This window comes from Gardnerella sp. DNF01157 (genome assembly GCF_049244225.1).
Classification (GTDB): domain Bacteria; phylum Actinomycetota; class Actinomycetes; order Actinomycetales; family Bifidobacteriaceae; genus Bifidobacterium; species Bifidobacterium leopoldii.
The window spans coordinates 125249-145442 of record NZ_CP058388.1; the positions used below are offsets into that span (position 1 = coordinate 125249).

14 protein-coding genes, 1 other RNA gene and 1 riboswitch are annotated in these 20194 nt (G+C 44.5%); of the genes, 14 read left to right on the plus strand and 1 reads right to left on the minus strand.

The genetic code is table 11. The features are described 5' to 3' along the window. Positions 1 to 45: 45 nt before the first annotated feature. The 10 genes from HXT38_RS00500 (at position 46) to HXT38_RS00545 (ending at position 11929) form a co-directional block, all read left to right on the plus strand. Positions 46 to 2793: a TIM-barrel domain-containing protein gene (locus HXT38_RS00500; RefSeq protein ID WP_410299528.1), complete on the plus strand. Its 2748-nt coding sequence runs from the start codon at positions 46 to 48 to the stop codon at positions 2791 to 2793. Between the two features lie 378 nt (positions 2794 to 3171). Then, a riboswitch (TPP riboswitch) is annotated at positions 3172 to 3275 on the plus strand. Next, entirely contained in the window at positions 3268 to 4338 is a 1071-nt protein-coding gene (gene thiO / locus HXT38_RS00505; protein ID WP_116971488.1) for a glycine oxidase ThiO, read from the plus strand. It overlaps the preceding riboswitch by 8 nt. A gap of 123 nt (positions 4339 to 4461) precedes the next feature. Beyond that, complete coding sequence (thiS, locus tag HXT38_RS00510; protein WP_004104778.1) at positions 4462 to 4668, plus strand: sulfur carrier protein ThiS; 207 nt, start codon at positions 4462 to 4464, stop codon at positions 4666 to 4668. 89 nt (positions 4669 to 4757) lie between these two features. Continuing rightward, positions 4758 to 5570 (plus strand): thiazole synthase, encoded by an 813-nt coding sequence (locus HXT38_RS00515; protein ID WP_410295737.1) that lies wholly within the window; start codon positions 4758 to 4760, stop codon positions 5568 to 5570. A 36-nt stretch (positions 5571 to 5606) separates the two neighbouring features. Continuing rightward, positions 5607 to 6338 carry a HesA/MoeB/ThiF family protein gene (locus HXT38_RS00520; RefSeq protein WP_410295738.1) on the plus strand — a complete coding sequence of 244 codons (732 nt, stop codon included), beginning with the start codon at positions 5607 to 5609 and terminating at the stop codon, positions 6336 to 6338. 267 nt (positions 6339 to 6605) lie between these two features. Further along, on the plus strand, positions 6606 to 8489 hold the full coding sequence (dnaK, locus tag HXT38_RS00525; RefSeq protein ID WP_004104772.1) for a molecular chaperone DnaK: 1884 nt from the start codon (positions 6606 to 6608) through the stop codon (positions 8487 to 8489). Beyond that, on the plus strand, positions 8489 to 9172 hold the full coding sequence (gene grpE, locus HXT38_RS00530; RefSeq protein ID WP_410295739.1) for a nucleotide exchange factor GrpE: 684 nt from the start codon (positions 8489 to 8491) through the stop codon (positions 9170 to 9172). Before dnaK ends, grpE begins: the two co-directional genes overlap by 1 nt. A 126-nt stretch (positions 9173 to 9298) precedes the next feature. After that, positions 9299 to 10351 (plus strand): DnaJ C-terminal domain-containing protein, encoded by a 1053-nt coding sequence (locus HXT38_RS00535; RefSeq protein WP_004118453.1) that lies wholly within the window; start codon positions 9299 to 9301, stop codon positions 10349 to 10351. Between the two features lie 87 nt (positions 10352 to 10438). After that, positions 10439 to 11035, plus strand: coding sequence for a heat shock protein transcriptional repressor HspR (locus tag HXT38_RS00540; protein ID WP_004104765.1), 597 nt, complete (start codon positions 10439 to 10441; stop codon positions 11033 to 11035). Between the two features lie 150 nt (positions 11036 to 11185). Further along, positions 11186 to 11929, plus strand: a complete 744-nt coding sequence (locus tag HXT38_RS00545) for an HAD family hydrolase (RefSeq protein ID WP_410299531.1) — start codon at positions 11186 to 11188, stop codon at positions 11927 to 11929. A 116-nt stretch (positions 11930 to 12045) separates the two neighbouring features. Here HXT38_RS00545 and HXT38_RS00550 read toward each other — a convergent pair whose 3' ends face one another. Then, positions 12046 to 14370, minus strand: a complete 2325-nt coding sequence (locus HXT38_RS00550) for a transglycosylase domain-containing protein (protein WP_101886204.1) — start codon at positions 14368 to 14370, stop codon at positions 12046 to 12048. A gap of 172 nt (positions 14371 to 14542) precedes the next feature. On the opposite strand from HXT38_RS00550, the gene HXT38_RS00555 reads away from it, so the two are divergent. The 4 genes from HXT38_RS00555 (at position 14543) to topA (ending at position 20172) form a co-directional block, all read left to right on the plus strand. Continuing rightward, the gene (locus tag HXT38_RS00555) at positions 14543 to 15685 is read left to right on the plus strand and encodes an inositol-3-phosphate synthase (protein ID WP_004118456.1); all 1143 of its coding nucleotides are present in this window, start codon (positions 14543 to 14545) and stop codon (positions 15683 to 15685) included. 41 nt (positions 15686 to 15726) lie between these two features. Continuing rightward, an RNA gene (gene ffs, locus HXT38_RS00560) (signal recognition particle sRNA small type) lies at positions 15727 to 15823 on the plus strand. A gap of 45 nt (positions 15824 to 15868) precedes the next feature. Continuing rightward, complete coding sequence (locus HXT38_RS00565; RefSeq protein WP_004104756.1) at positions 15869 to 17185, plus strand: phosphatase PAP2 family protein; 1317 nt, start codon at positions 15869 to 15871, stop codon at positions 17183 to 17185. 131 nt (positions 17186 to 17316) lie between these two features. Next, positions 17317 to 20172 (plus strand): type I DNA topoisomerase, encoded by a 2856-nt coding sequence (gene topA, locus HXT38_RS00570; RefSeq protein ID WP_101886202.1) that lies wholly within the window; start codon positions 17317 to 17319, stop codon positions 20170 to 20172. Positions 20173 to 20194 lie beyond the last annotated feature (22 nt).

The following is a 20194-nucleotide window of genomic DNA, read 5'->3' on the forward strand; positions in this document are numbered from 1 at the left end:
ACAAATGTTGCAGTGTGGCATTGCGTACTGAGTAAAGGTGCTGCTATGAGTGTGGTAAATATAAGCAATCAAGATAAATCACAAATTATTGGTGAAGCTGTGACGTATTCGGATTCGCAATCTCAAATTTTTGCTGATCTTGCAAATTCGCAGTATGCAAAGGCGCAGGATAGTCAGGTAATTAAGGGCGAAAAGTGGCGGATTACAGTTATTACAGATTCGCTGTTGCGTCTTGAGTGGAGTGACGATGGAGAGTTTGTTGACAATCCTACGCAAACTGTGATTTGTCGCAATTTTGCTCAGAAGAGCGCGGATGCTCAGCCACAATTTAGTGCGCATAAAAACGAAAATGGATGGCTGGAAGTAGAAACTGAAAAGCTTCACCTTACTTATAACTGCGAAGCTTTTAGCAAAGAAGGCTTAAGTATTGTTGTGCGCGGAGTGCCATGTACGCAGTTTAATACGTGGCATTATGGCGACGATTGCCCGGGAAATCTTCTTGGAACTTTTAGAACTTTGGATCAGGCGAACGGCCCAGTAAAGCTCGATAAAGGCATACTTTCGCGCGATGGATGGTCTATTTTAGATGATTCTGCAACTTGCGAAATTGCTCCGGCTGAGGAAATAAATGGCAAATCAAACCCGTATGGGGCTTGGGTTAAGTCGCGTGCGCACAAGGTTAGTGAGCAAGCTGGAAGATATAAAGACTTGTATTTCTTCGGTTATGGACACCACTACATTCAAGCAATTCAAGACTTTTATAAGCTCACAGGTGATCAGCCGCTGCTTCCACGTTTTGCGCTAAGCAATTGGTGGAGCAGATACTATCGCTACCATCAAGACGAATATTTGCAATTGCATAATCGTTTTAAGCGCGAAGGCATACCTTTCAGTGCAGCTGTTATTGACATGGATTGGCATGTTACGGATGTTGATGCAAAATATGGTTCCGGTTGGACTGGTTACACGTGGAATGAGGAACTTTTCCCGGATCATCGCGCTTTTTTGCGTAAACTTAACGCTGCTGGCTTGGCTCCAACTTTGAACTTGCATCCGCGCGACGGCGTGCGTGCGTTTGAAAAAGATTATCCGCAAGTTGCGCGAGAGATGGGAATTGATCCTGCAAGCGGTGAAGCTGTGGAATTTGATTTAACAAATCCGCAATTTGTTGAAGCTTACTTCAATATGCATCATCGTATGGAAGATGAAGGCGTGCGATTTTGGTGGATTGACTGGCAGCAGGGAGGCGTGACGCGCGAGCCTGGTTTGGATCCTCTTTGGATGCTAAATCACATGCATTATGAGGATGCTGCGCGCGAAGGTCGCTGGCCGCTTACATTCTCTCGTTATGCTGGGCCTGGTTCGCATCGCTACCCAGTTGGATTCTCGGGAGATACCGTTACTACTTGGGATTCGCTTGCTTTCCAAACTTACTTTACTGCTACAGCTTCCAATATTGGCTACGGATGGTGGAGCCACGATATTGGCGGACACATGCTTGGCGTTAGAAATAACGAGCTGGAAGCGCGATGGTACGCTTTCGGCGCGTTTAGTCCTATTAATCGTTTGCACTCGACTTGTTCGCCGTTTGCTGGAAAAGAGCCGTGGAATTTCCCTCCGGAAACTCGCGAAGCAATGGTGAAAATGCTTCGTTTGCGCGCGGAACTTTTGCCATACGTTTATACGATGAATTATCGCGCAGCTTTTGAAGGCAGACCGATTGTTGAGCCAATGTACTGGCAGTCGCCGGAAGTTGGCATGGCTTACGAAATTCCTAACGAATACCGTTTTGGAAGTGAGCTTATAGTAGCGCCGATTGTTTCTCCTAATGATGCGGCTGCTTTGCGCGGATGTGCTGGAGTTTGGTTGCCGGAAGGTGATTGGTACGATTTATTTGACGGGCGCAGGTATGTGTCTCGCGGCTTGAATGGTCGCAGATTTGAAGCATGGCGCTCGCTTGATCGCGTGCCTGCTTTTGCGTGTGCTGGAGCAATTGTGCCTCTGCAAGTTTTGCCGGAAGTTGCAGATTGCGAGCGTAGTGCTGATGCTGCTGAATCGGTTAATAGCATTGAAAATCCGCGGGCTTTGCGAATTCTTGCATTCCCTGGAGCTGACGGCGAGTTCGTAATGCGAGAAGATAACGGTGACTTTGCTGCAGCGTCTGCTGGGAATACTGCCAACACGTGTATGAATTTTGTGTGGCGAGACGGCAATGGTTCTTCGCAATTCATTATTTCAGGCATTGCCGGGGAAGATACTGCCGTAAAATCTGTGCCGCAAAAACGCAACTGGAATGTTGTATTTAGAGGAGTTGCTTGCACAGATTTTGCTCACGTGCGCGTGTTTGTGGGGAGCCAAGAGCTTAACGCAAGCGAGTTTGCGATTTCTTACGAAGGTGAAGAGTCGACTTTGAGTTTGTCGGTTTCTGTAAAAGGCGTGCCGGCTCGTTCGGAAATTCGCGTAATTGTTGACGGAGGATTGCAAGTTGCTGCCGATCCTAAAGTTGGTGACGCTTACCGATTCCTGCTTCAAGCACAAGTGCCGTACCGTGGTAAGGAAATGGCTTTTGATGCAGTGAGCGAGGCTAACGGAAGTGCAGGCGCTATTGCTGCAATCTCAACTCTTGAATACGAAAACGAATCGGAAGCAGAAAAGTATCGCAACAATGTTGATATGCTTAACGCTTACGCAACTGATCAGCCTTCCGTAGTGAAGTGGGCGCAATGGCGTTGCACTCTGCCTGTTTCTGTGAAGCATGCGCTTGAGGAGATTTTGCTGCGCTCGGTTGAGTGATTTAATCTGCGCCAGTAACGAAAAAACGGAGTTATACATTGCCTGCGCAGCGTGACGACCTGCCTGAGCGATGCGATTTAGCGCGCGAAGGCAACTCGGAGCGGAAACTCGCTTAAGTTGGGAGTCCAGTGGACTTCCAACGCGAGTTTCGTAAGCGAGCGCGTAATCCACGCGAGCGCTGACTGCGTCAGTAACAAAAATTGCTTAGTTTCACAGCTTGACATACCGGATAAATTAACAGATTTTCTGTAGAAGTGTTAAAATGCTGCACGGTAGTGTGATGAAATTCACATAATTTTGTTACATCTACCTGCAGCATTTGCATATTGCTAAGTTAGCAATATTGAAACGTTCTGCATTTGTAATTCTTGAAAGTCAAGGTTACACCGCGGGAGCCTGTTCTACACAGGCTGAGAGGGCGAAAGCCGACCGTAAACCTGATGCGGGTAATGCCGCCGTAGGGAAGGAGTATATATGCGAAATATTCGTATTATTGGTGCAGGTATTATTGGTTTAGCAACAGCGTGGAGACTTACGGAAGCTGGCGTAAAAGTTAGCATAATTGATCCAGATCCAGTCTCCGGTGCTTCTCACCATGCTGCCGGCATGCTAGCTCCTACCGCAGAAATGCAATATCAGCAAGAAGCGTTGTATCCTCTTATGTTTGAGTCTGCAACTATGTATAAGGAATTGGTTGATTCGGTTGCAAAGTACACCGATAAGCCAACCGGCTACTTAGAGTGCGGCTCTTACGTAATCGGTGGTGACGCTGCAGATAACGAGCACGTGAACGAGTTGCTAAACTTGCAGCACCGTTATGGACGTAGAGCTGAGCATATTTCTGTGAGTAAGCTTCGTGAAATTGAGCCTGCGCTTTCGCCGACGATTGCAGGCGCTGTAAGCGTGCCGGACGACCATCAAATCAACCCTCGTCTTTTCACTGCAGCAATGATTGATGCACTTGAAAAGCGCGGTGTTGTTATTGAGCGTCGCGCAAGCACTCCAGACGATTTGGGTCCAGACACAGTTTTGGCATCTGGCTTGGGTGCTAAGGATATGCTTCCTCAGCTTAAGCTTCGCGCTGTGTGGGGCGATATGATTCGTATGACTATTCCAGAGCCTTTGCGCCCAATTTTGAGCTCTGTGGTTCGTGGGTTTGTGCATGACCGCCCAGTTTATTTGGTGCCTCGCGCTAAGGAAACAGGCGAGCTTGTGCTCGGTGCTACTTCCCGCGAAGATGACCGCGATATTCCAAAAGTCGGTGGCGTGCTTGACTTGCTTCGCGATGCCGCAAGCGTGCTTCCTGGCATTCAGGAATGCTCGATTACTGAGGTTACTGCTGGCGGTCGTCCTGGAACTCCAGATGATTTGCCATTCATTGGCATTGATCCTAAGACGCACACCACGATTTCCACCGGTTACTTCCGTCACGGCATTTTGCTCACAGCTTTGGGCTCTTCTTTGACTACAAAGCTTGTGCTTGAGCAAGAGTTAACTGAGAAGGAAAAGGACTTCTTGGAGAGCTGCAATCCTGCTCGCTTCTAATCGCTAATTCCAGTGAATTCGCTAGATTTCGCCGCGAATTGTGTGAAGTGTTCAAATATAGACGTAAGTGTGATGCAGAAAGTACTTTTAGTAATTCAGCTTTTAGTTAGTAAAGGTTAGATTATGCAAATCGTAGTCAATGGTGAAACTGTTGAAGTGCAAGACGGATTAACTGTTGCTCAGCTTATTGCGCAACGTTATGGTTCGGATGCAGGACCTGGTATAGCGGTCGCAATTGGCGACGATGTGCTTTCTCGCGCGCAATGGGAATCAGCAGTCATATGTGATGGGAATCAAGTCGAAATTCTTAGCGCAGTTCAAGGCGGCTGAAACACCACAAAATTAAGCGTGAAATTAGTGCGCTTAATTATTTAATTTTAATTAAGTTTAAATATTAAATATTAAATAAAAGGCTTAAAATGACAGAAAATAATACAGAAGAAAGTGCCGATACTTGGCAGCTTTGCGGTAAGACTTTACACTCAAGGCTTTTGCTTGGTACAGGCGGCATGACGAGCATTGATATTATGGAAAAGTCGCTTGTTGCTTCGGGTGCGGAAGTGGCAACAGTTGCCATGCGTCGTCACGCAAAAACTGGCGTGGATATTTACGGCATGTTGCAGCGCCACAATATTAACGTTTTGCCAAATACTGCTGGTTGCAAAACTGCGCATGATGCTGTTCTTACAGCAAAAATGGCTCGTGAATCGCTTGGAACTGACTGGATTAAGCTCGAAGTAATTGCAGACGACGATACTTTGCTCCCAGATACTCGTGAAGTATTGCTTGCTGCAGAAAAGCTTATTGAAGAAGGATTTAGCGTGCTTTGCTACACGAATGACGATCCGATTGTGGCTCGTCGCTTGGTTTCGCTTGGCGTGAAGGCTGTTATGCCTGGTGGTGCTCCAATTGGAACTGGTCTTGGCATTTTGAATCCTCGAAACATTGAGCTGATTGTTCAAGAATGCAAGACAGCTGGCGTTCCTGTGATTTTGGATGCTGGCGTTGGAACTGCTTCCGATGTTGTTAAAGCTTTCGAAATCGGCTGCTCTGGCGTGCTTCTTGCAAGCGCTGTAACACGCTGCCCAGATCCTGTAAAGATGGGTCGCGCAATGGCTGCTGCTGTAACTGCTGGAAAGCTTGCTCACGATGCTGGCCGTATTCCTAAGCGTGAACATGCGCTCGCATCTTCGCCTGTTGAAGGTCGCGCTTGGGCTGATTCTGTACTGTAAATTTCTGTACTGTAATTTTTCGGCATATTGTTCGACATGACGATTAATAAAATTTACGACAACCTGCAGGAGCTTGAAGCGGAACGCACTAGCCGCCACTTGCTCCTGCCGGGCTTTACTAATGAACATCAGCAGTTACTTCGCGATGCGAAAATCTGCATGGTCGGTGCAGGTGGACTTGGTTCGCCATGCTTGCTTTCGCTTGCTGCGGCAGGAGTTGGCGAAATCACGATTTGTGACGACGACGTTGTTGAGCTTTCTAATTTGCAAAGGCAGACTTTATATACTGTCGATCAGTGCGGTAAATCTAAAGCACAATTTGCAGCTAAGCGTCTGCAAGCGTTATCTCCAGGTTTAAAAATCAACCTTGTAAATAGATTTAATGAAGACAATGCAAAGCAGCTTGTAGAAAATCACGACTTGATAATTGATGGTTGTGATAATTTTGCTACTCGCTTTTTGATTGCGGATGCTGCTTGGAGCGCTAGTACGCCGGAAGTTTATGGCTCGGTACTTTATTATGAAGGTCAAGTAAGCGTTTTCGTGCCAGGAAAAGGTCCTGGTTTGCGTGATTTGTATGCGTGCCCGCCTCCTAAAGAAAAAGTGCCAAAATCGGCTGTGTTGGGTGCGACTGCAGCTATTGTTGGCGCAATGATGGCAACTGAAGCAATTAAACTCATAACCGGTATTGGCACGCCGCTTATTGGCGTTTTAGCGCGCTACAATGCGCTTAATAATTCACTTCGCCACTTTAAGTTCAGCGCGTGAATCCTACTGAATTTTTCAGAATTTCCCATTAATTTTGCTTAAATTGCAAAACTTGAGTCTAGTTGTATAAAGTTTTTTGTAATTTTTGGGAATAAAAGTTGACTTTTATAAGTTGAGTGTAATAGACTCAAGTTTTGGAAAGTAAAAAAGCTGATGCTTTACATAGTTTCCAACAAGGAATCTAAATAAGGTTCAGCTTACGTAACTACAAAACTTGAAGGAAAGCGTAATTGCACAAAAGGTGCAATACCTAGTTAAGGAGAAATTATGGGACGCGCAGTAGGTATTGATTTGGGAACAACCAACTCTTGCATTGCTACTCTTGAAGGTGGCAGCCCAACAGTTATTGTAAACGCTGAAGGCGCACGTACCACGCCATCTGTTGTGGCATTCAGCAAGTCTGGCGAAATCTTGGTTGGTGAAGTTGCTAAGCGTCAGGCTGTAACAAACGTTGATCGCACGATTAGCTCAGTAAAGCGCCACATGGGCACTGATTGGACTGTTGATATCGACGGCAAGAAGTGGACTCCACAAGAGATTTCTGCACAGGTTTTGATGAAGTTGAAGCGCGATGCTGAAGCTTACTTGGGTGAGCCGGTAACCGATGCCGTTATTACATGCCCAGCATACTTCAACGATGCTCAGCGTCAGGCAACTAAGGATGCAGGTAAGATTGCAGGCTTGAACGTGCTTCGTATTATTAACGAACCAACTGCTGCAGCTTTGGCTTACGGCCTTGAAAAAGGCAAGGAAGACGAGCGCATTTTGGTATTCGACTTGGGTGGCGGTACTTTCGATGTGTCCTTGCTTGAAATTGGTAAGGATGACGACGGATTCTCCACAATTCAGGTGCAAGCAACTAACGGCGATAACCATTTGGGTGGCGACGACTGGGATCAGAAGATTATCGACTGGCTCGTTGGCGAAGTTAAGAACAAGTATGGCGTTGATTTGAGCAAGGATAAGATTGCTTTGCAGCGCTTGAAGGAAGCTGCTGAGCAGGCAAAGAAGGAACTTAGCTCTTCTACTTCTACCTCAATTTCTATGCAGTACTTGGCAATGACTCCTGACGGCACTCCAGTGCATTTGGATGAGACTTTGACTCGTGCTCACTTTGAGGAAATGACTTCCGACTTGCTTGGCCGCTGCCGTACTCCATTTAACAACGTTCTTTCTGACGCTGGTATTTCAGTAAGCCAGATCGATCACGTGGTTCTTGTTGGTGGTTCAACTCGTATGCCAGCTGTGAAGGATTTGGTGAAGGAACTTACAGGCGGTAAGGAAGCTAACCAGTCCGTGAACCCAGATGAGGTTGTTGCAGTTGGTGCAGCCGTTCAGTCGGGCGTTATTAAGGGAGATCGCAAAGACGTTCTGCTTATTGATGTAACTCCACTTTCCTTGGGTATTGAAACCAAGGGTGGAATTATGACAAAGCTTATCGATCGCAATACTGCTATTCCTACGAAGCGCTCGGAAGTATTCTCTACTGCTGAAGACAATCAGCCATCCGTGTTGATTCAGGTTTACCAGGGCGAACGTGAGTTTGCTCGCGATAACAAGCCTCTTGGCACTTTTGAGTTGACTGGAATTGCTCCAGCTCCTCGTGGCGTTCCGCAGATTGAAGTCACTTTCGATATTGATGCTAACGGCATTGTGCACGTTTCCGCTAAGGATAAGGGCACTGGTAAGGAACAGTCCATGACTATTACCGGTGGTTCTGGTTTGCCAAAGGACGAAATTGACCGCATGGTGAAGGAAGCTGAAGCTCACGAAGCTGAAGATAAGAAGCGTAAGGAAGAAGCTGAAGTTCGCAACCAAGCAGAAGCCTTTGCTTACCAGACTGAAAAGCTCGTGAACGACAATAAAGACAAGCTTTCCGATGAAATCTCTAAGGAAGTTACCGACAAGGTTAATGCTTTGAAGGAAGCTTTGAAGGGTGACGACGTTGAGAAGATTAAGTCTGCTCAAAGCGAGTTGATGACTTCTGCTCAGAAGATCGGTCAGCAGCTTTACGCTCAGCAGGGTGCTGCTGGTGCCGAAGCTGGTGCTCAGTCTGCTGCTGGTGCTCAGGCTGGCTCTGCAGCTAAGGATGATGATGTAGTTGACGCCGAAGTGGTGGACGACGACAAGGACGATAAGGACAACAAGTAATGTCCGACTTTAACGCCAACGAATATTTGCAAGATATGGAAGATGCTGACTCGCTGGATGTAAAAGCTACAGGTGATTCTGCGAAATCGTCTGCGCAATCTTCATCGAAAGCTGCTGAAGGTGCAAATCCTGCAGAAACGAAAGCTGACGCTAACGTTTCTGCGGATTCCGCAAATTCTGAGAATACAGCGAATTCCACTGAATCTTCAGAATCGAAAGACAGCCAAGACGCAGATAGCGGCAGTTTAACTCCCTTAGGTAAAGCTAAGAAAGAAGCTGCAGAGTACTTGGAAGCGTTACAGCGAGAGCGTGCTGAGTTTATAAACTTCAGAAATCGTTCTGCCAAAGAGCAGGATCGTTTCAGGCAGCATGGAATTATTGACGTTCTGACAGCATTGCTTCCAGCATTGGATGACATTGACCGCATTCGCGAGCATAGCGAAATGGATGATTCGTTCAAGGCTGTTGCAACTAAGATAGATAAGGCTTTTGAAAAGTTTGGTGTGGAAAAGTTTGGTGAAAAGGGCGAAGATTTTGACCCGACCAAGCATGATGCAATTTTGCACAGACCAGATCCAGACGCTACAAAAGAAACTGTTGATGCTGTAGTTGAAGCAGGATATCGAATAGGAGATCGCGTTATTCGCGCCGCTCGTGTGGTCGTTTCTTCACCACAGCAATGACTAACGAAACTCTTTCGTGACTTTATTGCATAACTTGCTCGTGCTGACTCATAAGAGTTGGCACGAGCAGCCTATATTTGGTCAAAAGCGAAATAGCCAATGTGCTTGTGAAGAAAGGAGGCACAAATGGCTGAAAATGAATGGTTAGCTAAGGATTTTTATAAGGTTCTCGGTGTCTCCAAAGACGCAGATGAGGCAACGATTACCAAAGCGTATCGCAAACTTGCTCGTAAATATCACCCTGATTTAAACAAAACAAAAGAAGCTGAAGAAAAATTTAAGGATGTTTCTGAAGCTTATGACGTATTAAAAGATAGTCAAACTCGTCAACGTTACGATGCTATCCGCCAATTTGGTGCTGGTGGTGCTCGTTTCGCTGGAGGAGCAGGTGGTGCTGGCGGTTTCGATGCGTCGAGTTTCTCGGACATTTTCTCCATGTTCAACGGCGGCTCTGGCATGGGTGGTATGGGCGGAAACGGTTCGCGCATTCGCTTTACATCCAACGGTGCTGGACCAAATATGAGCGACATTTTCTCCATGTTTGGTGGAGGTCAGCGCTCTCAAGATTCAGCAGGATTCCAAGGTACGAGTGGCTTTGGCGGTGAGAGGTATTCTCAACCGCAGGAAGCTGACGTGCCTGAAGTTGGCGAAGATATAACAACCGATATAAAGCTCACATTTAAGCAAGCTTTTAAAGGCGCTACAGTATCGTTGCGTGCGGCTGGTGAAACTTTTAAAACGCATATTCCAGCTGGTGTAAAAACCGGACAGAAAATTCGTTTGAAAGGAAAAGGCAAGCCAGGCAAGTTCGGTGGTGCTGCAGGTGACTTGTACTTGCATGTTCAAGTAGAAGCATCAGATAAATTTACTTTGCGAGGCGACGATTTGATTTCTACATTGCCGCTAACGTTAAGTGAAGCAGTGCATGGTGCAAAAGTTAGTATAAACGACCTAGACGGCAATCCTGTTACTTTCAAAGTTCCAGCTTGTGTTTCAAGCGGTGATGAAGTTCGTATAGAAGGTGCTGGAGTGCCCGGAAAGAATGGCGATTTTGTTGGTGTTGTGCAGATTCGTTTGCCAAAGCGTTCGAGCATGTCTCTTAGACGCGTTGCAAAAGAATTTGATAAAACTGCTGGCGAAACTTATGCTGAAGAAATTAAAAAATTAAGACAAAACTAAGTTAACAATAATTTAGTAGGTTAAACACTGTTGAATTGCTTGTAACAGTGCTTTAAACATACTAAAAAGAGCAAAGGAAGGCGTGCTATGACACCAATAACGCGTGAAACTAAAGCACTGTATGAAATGTGTGCAGTTGCTTTAGTGCGTGGTACCGCAACGCTTGACGGGGCAGATGAAGTAGGATTTGTTCTTGATTTGCCAATATTTACCGTAAGCCATGTGGCACGCCTAACCAATACGCACCCGCAAACTTTACGACAGTATGATAGGCTTCATTTAATAATGCCGAATAGAACTGAAGGTGGCGCTCGCCGCTATTCTTTGCGAGATATAGACAGGATTGTGCAAACTCAGCATTTAAGCCAAAATGAAGGTATCAATCTTGCTGGCATCATGCAAATACTTGATTTGCAAGAAGAAAATCGACAGCTTAAAAGACAAGTAAGGCATTTGCTTGATTCTGCAGAGTCTTCAGAACGCAATATTTTTGCTGCAAATGCAGATGGTGACATTGTGGAAATGCAGCGTTCTCGCAATGCGCGTCGCTGGAGGCGGGATATTCTTACAGAGAGGCGAGCGTTACCTTCGTCGTATTCTTCGGAAAGCTATAACAGTAATTATAAAAATCGAAAGTCTTCGGATGAAAAATCTGTGGTGTTGTGGAGAGCGTGGAGCATATAGTAACGTAGGTATGGCTACTTATTGTGCTTAAGTGAGAAATTAGTGAGAATTAACGAGAAGAATTAATAGTGCTAAAAGTAATGCAGAATTAGTGCGAAAATGATGTGCTACAAAAGCTAAAGCAAATATATGCAATATAAAGGATTGTGAATGGCTGAACAGACGACGAATATGTGTGCAAATACTCTTAACTCTAGTGAAGAAAAACATGTGTTGCGTGCAGTTTTCTGGGATATGGATGGTACTCTTATAGATTCCGAGCCGTATTGGCATGAGTCGGAATTTTATTTAGTAAAAAAATACGGTGGATACTGGGATGAAGATTTAGCTTGGGAATGTTCCGGTGGATCCCTTGAAACTGTTGCCAATAAGATGATTCCTTCTGGTACAAAACTTACAGTAGAAGAAATTGGCAAAGGCATGGTTGATTACGTTGCTGCTCGTGAGGCTGAATCCGTGCCGTGGGTTCCAGGAGTTTTAGATGTACTTAAAAGTCTTACGGATGCCGGCATTACTTCGATTTTGGTGAGCAATTCGCCGCGTTGTTTGGTTGAAAATATTGTGAATCATGCTCCAGAAGGTGCTTTCGCTGGGTACGTGTGTGGAGATGATGGATTTAAGCCGAAGCCTAGTGCTGAGCCTTATCTTGCTGCAGGGAAAATGGTTGGCATTGAGGGCGCGGATGAGGAAGTTGCAAAGCAGATGGCTAATTGCATTGCCATAGAAGATTCTCTATCTGGTCTTACTGCTGCAATTAATTCCGGAGCAACTGTAATTGCGCAAACAGGTTTTTCGCGCGCAAACATATCTGAGAGCAAGCATCATGCAGAACTTAACGGTTATGAAAATGTTACTGCTAAAATGCTTGAGAACATTGTTTTGAGCCGAAACTAATTAACAAACTAGCAAAACTAATTAACAAACTATTTAGCTATTTACTTAGCTAGCTATTCGCATATCTGTTCGTAAATTAACTACAGTTTTGTTTATAAATAGCTACAGTTGATTTACTAGTTTCCTCCAGTTGTGTCATAGTTATTGTCATAACCATGACCGCCAGAATTATTATCGTAGCTGCCAACGCCGCCCGATGATGAATCGTCACGACCATACAGCTGACTATCAAGGTCTAAATCGTTGTCGTTGTCCTTGTCTTTATCTTTGTCCTTGTTTTTATCCTTACCCTCATTCTCAGTTTTTATATGCGTGAATGTATGTTGTTCGCCTAATCCCCATTTTCCATCAGGTCCACCAATTTTGCCTGTGTCTTTTGCTTCAGGGAATTTAGTATTCGGGGTTCCTATTACCGCTTGACGCATGTATCTTGTAAACAAGTGCACAGGGTAGTCGCTTCCGCCAAGATATCCGTGGAACGGTTTAATTACTTGTGGGCTACCTTTTGCGTCTGGATTCCATATGGCAAATGCGGTAACAATATTTGGCGTAAATCCTACAAAGCTACCAGCAGTTTCATCGTTTGCTGTTCCAGACTTTCCTGCAATTTCTCTACCTACAGCGCGAGCTTCAGTTGCTGTACCATGTTGCACTACGCCAATCATTGCTTTTGTAGCTAGAGCGGCATCGGCTGGTGAGAATACTTGCTTTCCGGCTGTTGGTGCACGGTAGAACTCCTTACCGTCAGGATTTTTTACGCTGGCAACAATATGCAAATCTGGGCGTCTTCCTTGGTTTGCAAATGTTGCATATGCGCGCGCAATTTCGCTTACATGCACAGAATCGTTTCCGAGCACAGTAAACGGATTCTTACCATTGACTCGTTCAGGGCTTAAACCTGCCATAACTGCAGTATGAGCAACTTTCTTAGCACCAAGTTTACTTTGCAAATCCATATACACTGTGTTCACAGAATTTGCAGTTGCATTGTATAAGTTAATGGTGCCGTAGCTCATGTTTGCAAAGTTTCCAACAGGTTTATCGATCCCATCAAACTTGCGTGGAGAATTGCCATTGAACATCGTATCCAAGCTAGTGCCAGCCTGAATTGCTCCCATAAGCGCAAAAGGCTTCATAGTAGAACCTGGCTCATAAAGCGCTTGTGTGGCGTTATTAAGCTGTTTCTTTAGATAATCGTCTCCTGCGTAAACGGAAATGATTGAACCATCTTTTGCGTTTATTGAAATTCCGCCAACTTGCAGTCCTTCTGGCACAATTCCTCGTCCATCTTGAGAAGGACTTGCAACTTTGAACATTAAATCTTGCTTAGCTTTATCGATAGTAGTAATAATGCGATATCCGCCACTGTCAAGATCTTCCTGCGTAAAAGCACCGTTCCTAGTTAACTCGTCGCGAACCATATGCAATAAGTAACCTTGTTGACCTGCGTAAATGTTTTGAGTCGTCTGAGTAATAGTTTTAGGCATTTTTGCTTGCGCTGCTTGAGAAGCTGTAATGTAGCCATCTTCTTTCATAATGCGTAACACGCGCTTAAAGCGAATGCCTGCTTCTTTTGGACCAATTGCAGGATCCCAGCTACTTGGTGCTGGAATAATACCTGCTAAAAGTGCAGCTTGCGAAAGTGACAAATCTTTTGCTTCTATACCGAAATATGCTTTAGCTGCAGCTTGAATTCCGTATGCTCCTCTACCCAAGTAAATAGTATTCATATAATTGCAAAGTACTGTATCTTTATCTTGGGTTTGCGCAATTTTCAAAGCTAAAATAGCTTCTTTTAGTTTTCCAAAATAAGTTTTTGTTTCACCGAGATAATATCTTTCCGCATATTGTTGCGTAATAGTTGAGCCGCCCCAACGCCCGTGCTTTGTAACGTTATGAAGTAATGCGCGTCCAATTCCTTTAAAATCTATTCCGCCATCGTGGTAGAAGGAACGATTTTCTGAAGCAACTATTGCTTTACCAACATATTTAGGTAGTACTGAACAATTGATAATTTCGCGATTTTGCTCAGCAAAAGAGCCTAATTCAGTTTTGCCATCTGAATAGTACACTTTCGTCTTATCTGCCATAGCAACTTTGTCTGGTGCAGGTATATCTGTAGTTGCGTACAGATAAGCAAAAACAATTGTGCCTAGCAAAATTGGTACAAAAATAACGATAAGTGCCCAAAAAATAATAGGATGTCTGCCTCGCCAAGTTCTACGACGCCTTCTGCGTGTTGCTGCGCGAGAACGTTCGAATCTCGAATTACGGCTGCTTTTGTTTGATTCAAAAGAATACGAATGTGGACGGTATGAGTCTTGTCCGCTTGGTGGGACAGATGAAGGCATATTCGTATTTTTTTGTGATTGTGACGATATGCTTCGAGTAGCTTTCTCATGCGAAGTAGACGCTCGTCTTCCATCTTTACGTGCAACCATACATTCCACCGTAGCGTCCGGTGTTGAATTTTTCTACAAAACAGCATGTTTTTGTTTAGAAAAGATTAAAAATATTGAATATTAGTACATATTTGTTAAAGCAATAGTATTATGAAATGTGTATGGTGCGGCATAATGTAATGTCGCTTATTTTGCAGGGCAAGGAGTCTATATGAGCATCCGCGTTGCCATTGCCGGTGTCGGCAATTGTGCTTCGTCGCTGGTTCAGGGCGTTGAATATTACAAAAACGCTGATGACGGTGAGAAAATTCCAGGGTTGATGCACGCTGTATTTGGTCAGTATCGTGTGCGCGATATTGAGTTTGTTGCGGCGTTTGATGTTGATTCTCTAAAGGTTGGGCATGATTTAAGTGAAGCAATTGGCGCTTCACAAAATAACACAATTCGTTTTGCTGATGTACCAAATTTGGGTGTAGAAGTATTGCGTGGTCCAACTTATGACGGTCTTGGTGATTACTACCGTGAAATGATTGATGAGTCCGAGGCTGAACCTGTTGACGTTGCTCAAGTTTTGCGAGATAAGCATGTGGATGTGCTTGTTTCTTATCTTCCAGTAGGATCTGAGCAAGCCGATAAAGCTTATGCGACTGCTGCGATGGAAGCTGGCTGTGCATTTGTAAACTGCCTGCCAGTCTTCATTGCTTCTGATCCTGAGTGGGCACAAAAATTCCGTGATGCAGGAGTTCCTATTATTGGCGATGACATTAAAAGTCAGGTAGGTGCAACTATTACTCACCGCGTTATGGCTCGACTTTTTGAGGATCGCGGTGTGCGTTTGGATCGCACGTATCAGCTGAATGTTGGCGGAAATATGGACTTTATGAACATGCTTCAGCGTTCAAGACTTGAGTCTAAAAAGATTTCTAAGACTCGTGCAGTAACTTCAATCGTGCCTCATGAAATGGATGAGCATAATGTTCATATTGGGCCTTCAGACTACGTAGCTTGGTTGGATGATCGCAAGTTTGCTTTCGTGCGTTTGGAAGGTACTACTTTTGGTGATGTTCCTTTGAATTTGGAGTACAAGCTTGAGGTTTGGGATTCTCCAAATTCTGCCGGAATTGTTATCGATGCTGTTCGAGCCGCAAAAATTGCTTTGGATCGCAAGCTTTCTGGTCCGGTTTTGGCTCCAAGTTCATACTTTATGAAGTCTCCTGCAGTTCAGCATGAAGATAGTGAAGCTCGCCAATTAGTTGAACGCTATATTGCTGGTGATGTTGAAGCTAACGAGTCTCAGCTTGATGAAGATACTGAATTTGCAAAAGAACATGGCAAGAGTGTGTGGCGCGCATAATTTATTACTACTCGACATGTAGCGAAAATCGTGTAATATAGATAAAGCCTCCGTGTGGCACTAAGTCACCCAATCCCCCCAGGGCAGAAATGCAGCAAGGGTAAGTGGCCTCTGGTGGGTGCGCGGAGGTTTTATTATGCGTAAAACTAGCGCGGTCGTAAATACTGTCGTAAAGTCTAAAGTATGAGTGAAGAATTTGCAGGAATTCAATCCAATAGCATTGACAATCAGCATGATGATTCTGCTGGAGAAAATGATGCGCTGCCGGTAGGTGGAACTTCGCAAGATATTAATCGCAACAGTGAAGGTAGTGACTATTCGCATCCTTTGGATTCGATTAATACGATTACGCCATTTTCCCCAATCTCATCTGAGGATAATGACGAAAAAATATCGCCTTTATTTCCAGAAAATACTGAAGAGAAATCTTCTAAACAGTCTGTAAAACAGTTTGTGAAACAAACTAAACGTCAATCTGATTTGTCTGATTTGTCTGATTTGTCTGATTTGTCGTATTCAACTAATCAGTTATCTTCTGAAGATTCTTCATCGGATGCAGATGATATTGATCAGCTTGATCCGCTCGTAAAGCGTCCTCGAATATCTACCATATTGTGGTGTGTTGCTATTGCAATTGTTTTCCTGGCTTCTGCTGCGTTCATATGGTTTATTAGTGTGCAAACAGTACTTGGTCAAAGCTATGAAGAAATGGTAATTGATGGATTTGGCTCTCATGGTATGCCGTCTTGGCTTGCATTTTGCTTGCGACCTATAAGCGTTTCTATGGTTGTTATAGTTACTGGCATAATAATTGCTCTTGTTTCACTCATAGTAGTTTGTATTCGTAAACGTTGGTGGCTTCTTGGTCAATGTGCTGGAATTATTATTCTTTCGGCTGCTGCTGAACCATTGAAAAAAATTCTTCCGCGCCCAATGCTTATAAGTATTGAATATTTGTCTGCAAATTCAGCACCTTCAGGTCATACCCTACTTATTACTGCATCATGTGCGTTGCTTATTTGCGCAGTTTCGCGCGTTTGGCGCGCATGGGCAGCGGTAGCTGCAGCTTTTATAAGCATTCTTGTGGAACTTTCTTTGGTTGCAGCACATTGGCATAGAGTTTCTGACGTTCTTATGTCATTACTTATCGTTGGTGCTGTAACGCTTATTATGCTCGCATGCACTCGCAGTAGTGGAATGGATATGCCAGCTTATCGACGTTCCTCAATTAGCGTTCAAATTGTAGGAAGCTCTATGATTACGATTGGTGTGTTGGCGTGTTTGTATGCACTTTATTTAATATGGCAAATTCTTCCTGGTGTTGATATTTTTGCTCAATGGGCTGCAAGCGTATCTTATGTAGCAACTTATTGGCTGATTATAGGCGTGTCTTTGCTTGTTTTTGGCGTAATTATGGTAATGCGTCACTCTACAGCTTCGCCGTTGAGTAGGCTTGGATTAGTAGGCGCTCCGCCGACGCCTCCATCTGCTTCTAAGTAATATTGTCTACTCTATCTGCTTTTATCCACCGAGGTGGAATGTAATAGACGTATAACTTAAGTTGCGATACAGTTAGCGTGAAACATATAGTTCGGAATTATATGTTCGATTGTGTTAGGAAAGGAGCGAATATGGCAGCACAGAATAAGCTAGTCATTGTGGAGTCTCCCACGAAAGCGCGAAAAATTGGCGGGTATTTAGGCAATGGATATACCGTCATGGCTTCAGTTGGGCATATTCGCGATCTCGCTCAGCCAAGCCAAGTTCCAGCCTCACGCAAAGCGGCGTTTGGTAAGTTTGGTGTAGATGTCGATCATGGTTTTGCGCCATATTACGTAGTTGGCTCAGATAAAAAGAAAACTGTTTCCGATTTAAAGTCTGCGCTCGCAAAAGCTGACGAATTATATCTGGCAACTGATGAGGATCGCGAAGGTGAAGCTATTGCGTGGCATTTGGTAGAAGCATTGAAGCCAACTGTGCCAGTAAAGCGCATGGTGTTTCATGAGATTACTAAGGATGCAATTCAAGCCTCGCTCAGTAATACTCGAAATGTTGACGACAATATGGTTGACGCGCAAGAAACTCGTCGTGTGTTAGACCGTTTGTATGGATATGAGCTTTCTCCTGTTTTGTGGAGAAAAGTTGGTCCTGGTCTTTCTGCTGGACGCGTGCAGTCTGTTGCTACTAGGTTGATTGTTGAGCGTGAACGCGAGCGTATGGCGTTTACTAAGGCGTCTTACTGGGATATTAGCGCGATTTTAAGTTCTAAAGGCTCAGATGGTGAAAGTGTTGATTTTGAAGCGCGCATGAGCGAGCTTTCTGGTCGCCGTCTGGCTGGTTCTAAAGATTTCAATTCAAAAGGTGAGTTGGTTTCTACAAAAGATGAATCACAAAAAGCTTTGCATGTTGATGCTGATTTTGCATCTAAGCTTTCTAAAGCTCTTGAAAATTCAGATTTTGTAGTTGACTCTATGGAAACGAAGCCGTATCATCGTCGTCCTTTGCCACCTTTTACTACATCAACTTTGCAGCAAACTGCTGGAAACCGACTTTCAATGAGCTCTCGCCAAACTATGCGAGCTGCGCAATCTTTATACGAAAACGGCTATATCACTTACATGCGTACGGATTCCGTAACGCTTTCCAAAGAAGCTATCGAAGCTGCTCGTAGTGCCGCTCGTGCAGCGTTTGGCGACGAGTATGTTTCGCAATCTCCTAAGCAGTATGCAACTACGTCTGCAGGAGCGCAGGAAGCTCATGAATGTATTCGCCCTGCTGGAGCGCGTTTCTTAAGCCCGGACGAGCTTGCAGATAAATTACCTGCGGATCAGCTGAAATTGTATACGCTTATTTGGCAACGAACCCTTGCGTCACAAATGGCTGATGCTACAGGTTTTACAGCAACTGTTAAGTTAAATGCTTCTGCTGGAGAATATGGAGAAGCTTTGTTCCAAGCTTCTGGAACAGTGATTACTTTTGCTGGTTTTATGAAGGTTTTTGGCAATGCACATGCATCTGAAGGTGAAAGCGATAAGGCGCTTCCTCAAATGCAAGCTGGGGATATTCTTGAAGCTAAAAGTGTTAGTGCGGATTCTCACGAAACTCAGCCTCCTGCAAGATATACTGAAGCTTCTTTAGTTAAAACTTTGGAAGCTAAGGAAATAGGCCGCCCTTCTACTTACGCAACGATTATTTCCACAATTATTGATCGTGGATACGTGTATGAGCGTGGACGTGCGTTAATTCCTTCTTGGCTTGCTTTTGCTGTAATTAAGCTTTTGGAAGCGAATTTCCCGAAGTATGTTGATTACGCGTTTACTGCTGATATGGAAAATGGTTTGGACAGAATTGCGCACGGTGAAGAAACCGGTCGCGATTGGTTAACTAGGTTCTATTTCGGTTCTGGTGAAGGTGCCGCTAATTCCGCTGATGAAGCTCATATTGGTTTGCAACAGCAGGTTGCAGAGCTTGGTGAAATTGATGCGCGTGAAATAAATACCATAGACATTGGCGATGGTTTGCATGTGCGTATTGGACGCTATGGTCCTTACTTGGAAGACATTAAGAATCTTGATGCTGAAGGCAACCCTCGTCATGCTTCTTTGCCAGAAACTTTAGCTCCAGATGAGTTAACTGTTGATGCTGCTCGAGAATTGCTTGAGAATAATGCTGAGGGTCCACGTGTGCTTGGAGTAGATCCAGAAACGGGTGGGAATGTAGAAGTGCGCAATGGTCGTTTTGGGCCGTACGTGGCACTGGTAGAAGAGCAGAATAATGCGGAAGATTCTAAATCTTCTAAGGCTTCTAAGTCTTCTAAGGCTCGTCCAAAAATGGCTTCTTTGTTTAAAACCATGGATCCAGCGACTTTGACTTTGCAAGAAGCGTTGCAACTTTTGAATTTGCCACGTTTTGTTGGCGAATATGAAGAAGTTGACGCAGAAGGTGTTGTAAAACTAGCTCGTATCGAAGCAAATAATGGTCGTTACGGTCCATATTTAACTAAAACATATTCTGCTGTAGATACTTCTGCTGGAGAAACTGTGGAATCTAAGCCGGATACGCGATCTCTTTCTAGTGAAGATGCTATTTTTACTGTTACTTTGCAGGAAGCGAAAGATTTATTTGCGCAACCAAAGTACGGTAAGCGTACTCGTGGTGCCGCCAAGCCGCCTCTTCGTGAGCTTGGTGCAGATCCTGAAACTGGGAAGCCAGTAGTGATTAAGGATGGTTTCTACGGAGCTTATATTACTGATGGCGAAACGAATCGCACTTTGCCAAAGCAGTATACGCCTGAATCGATTGATCCGCAGGATGCATTTGCACTTTTGGCGCAAAAGCGTGCCGCAGGTCCCGTAAAACGCAAAAAGCGCGCGACTAAGAGCACTGCAAAATCTTCTGAAAAGAAGTCTACTGCGAAAAAATCTACCGCAAAGAAAACTTCTACAAAGAAGACTACTTCAAAGAAATCTACCGCTAAAAAAGCATAGGAATGAAATCTAAAGATTAAAT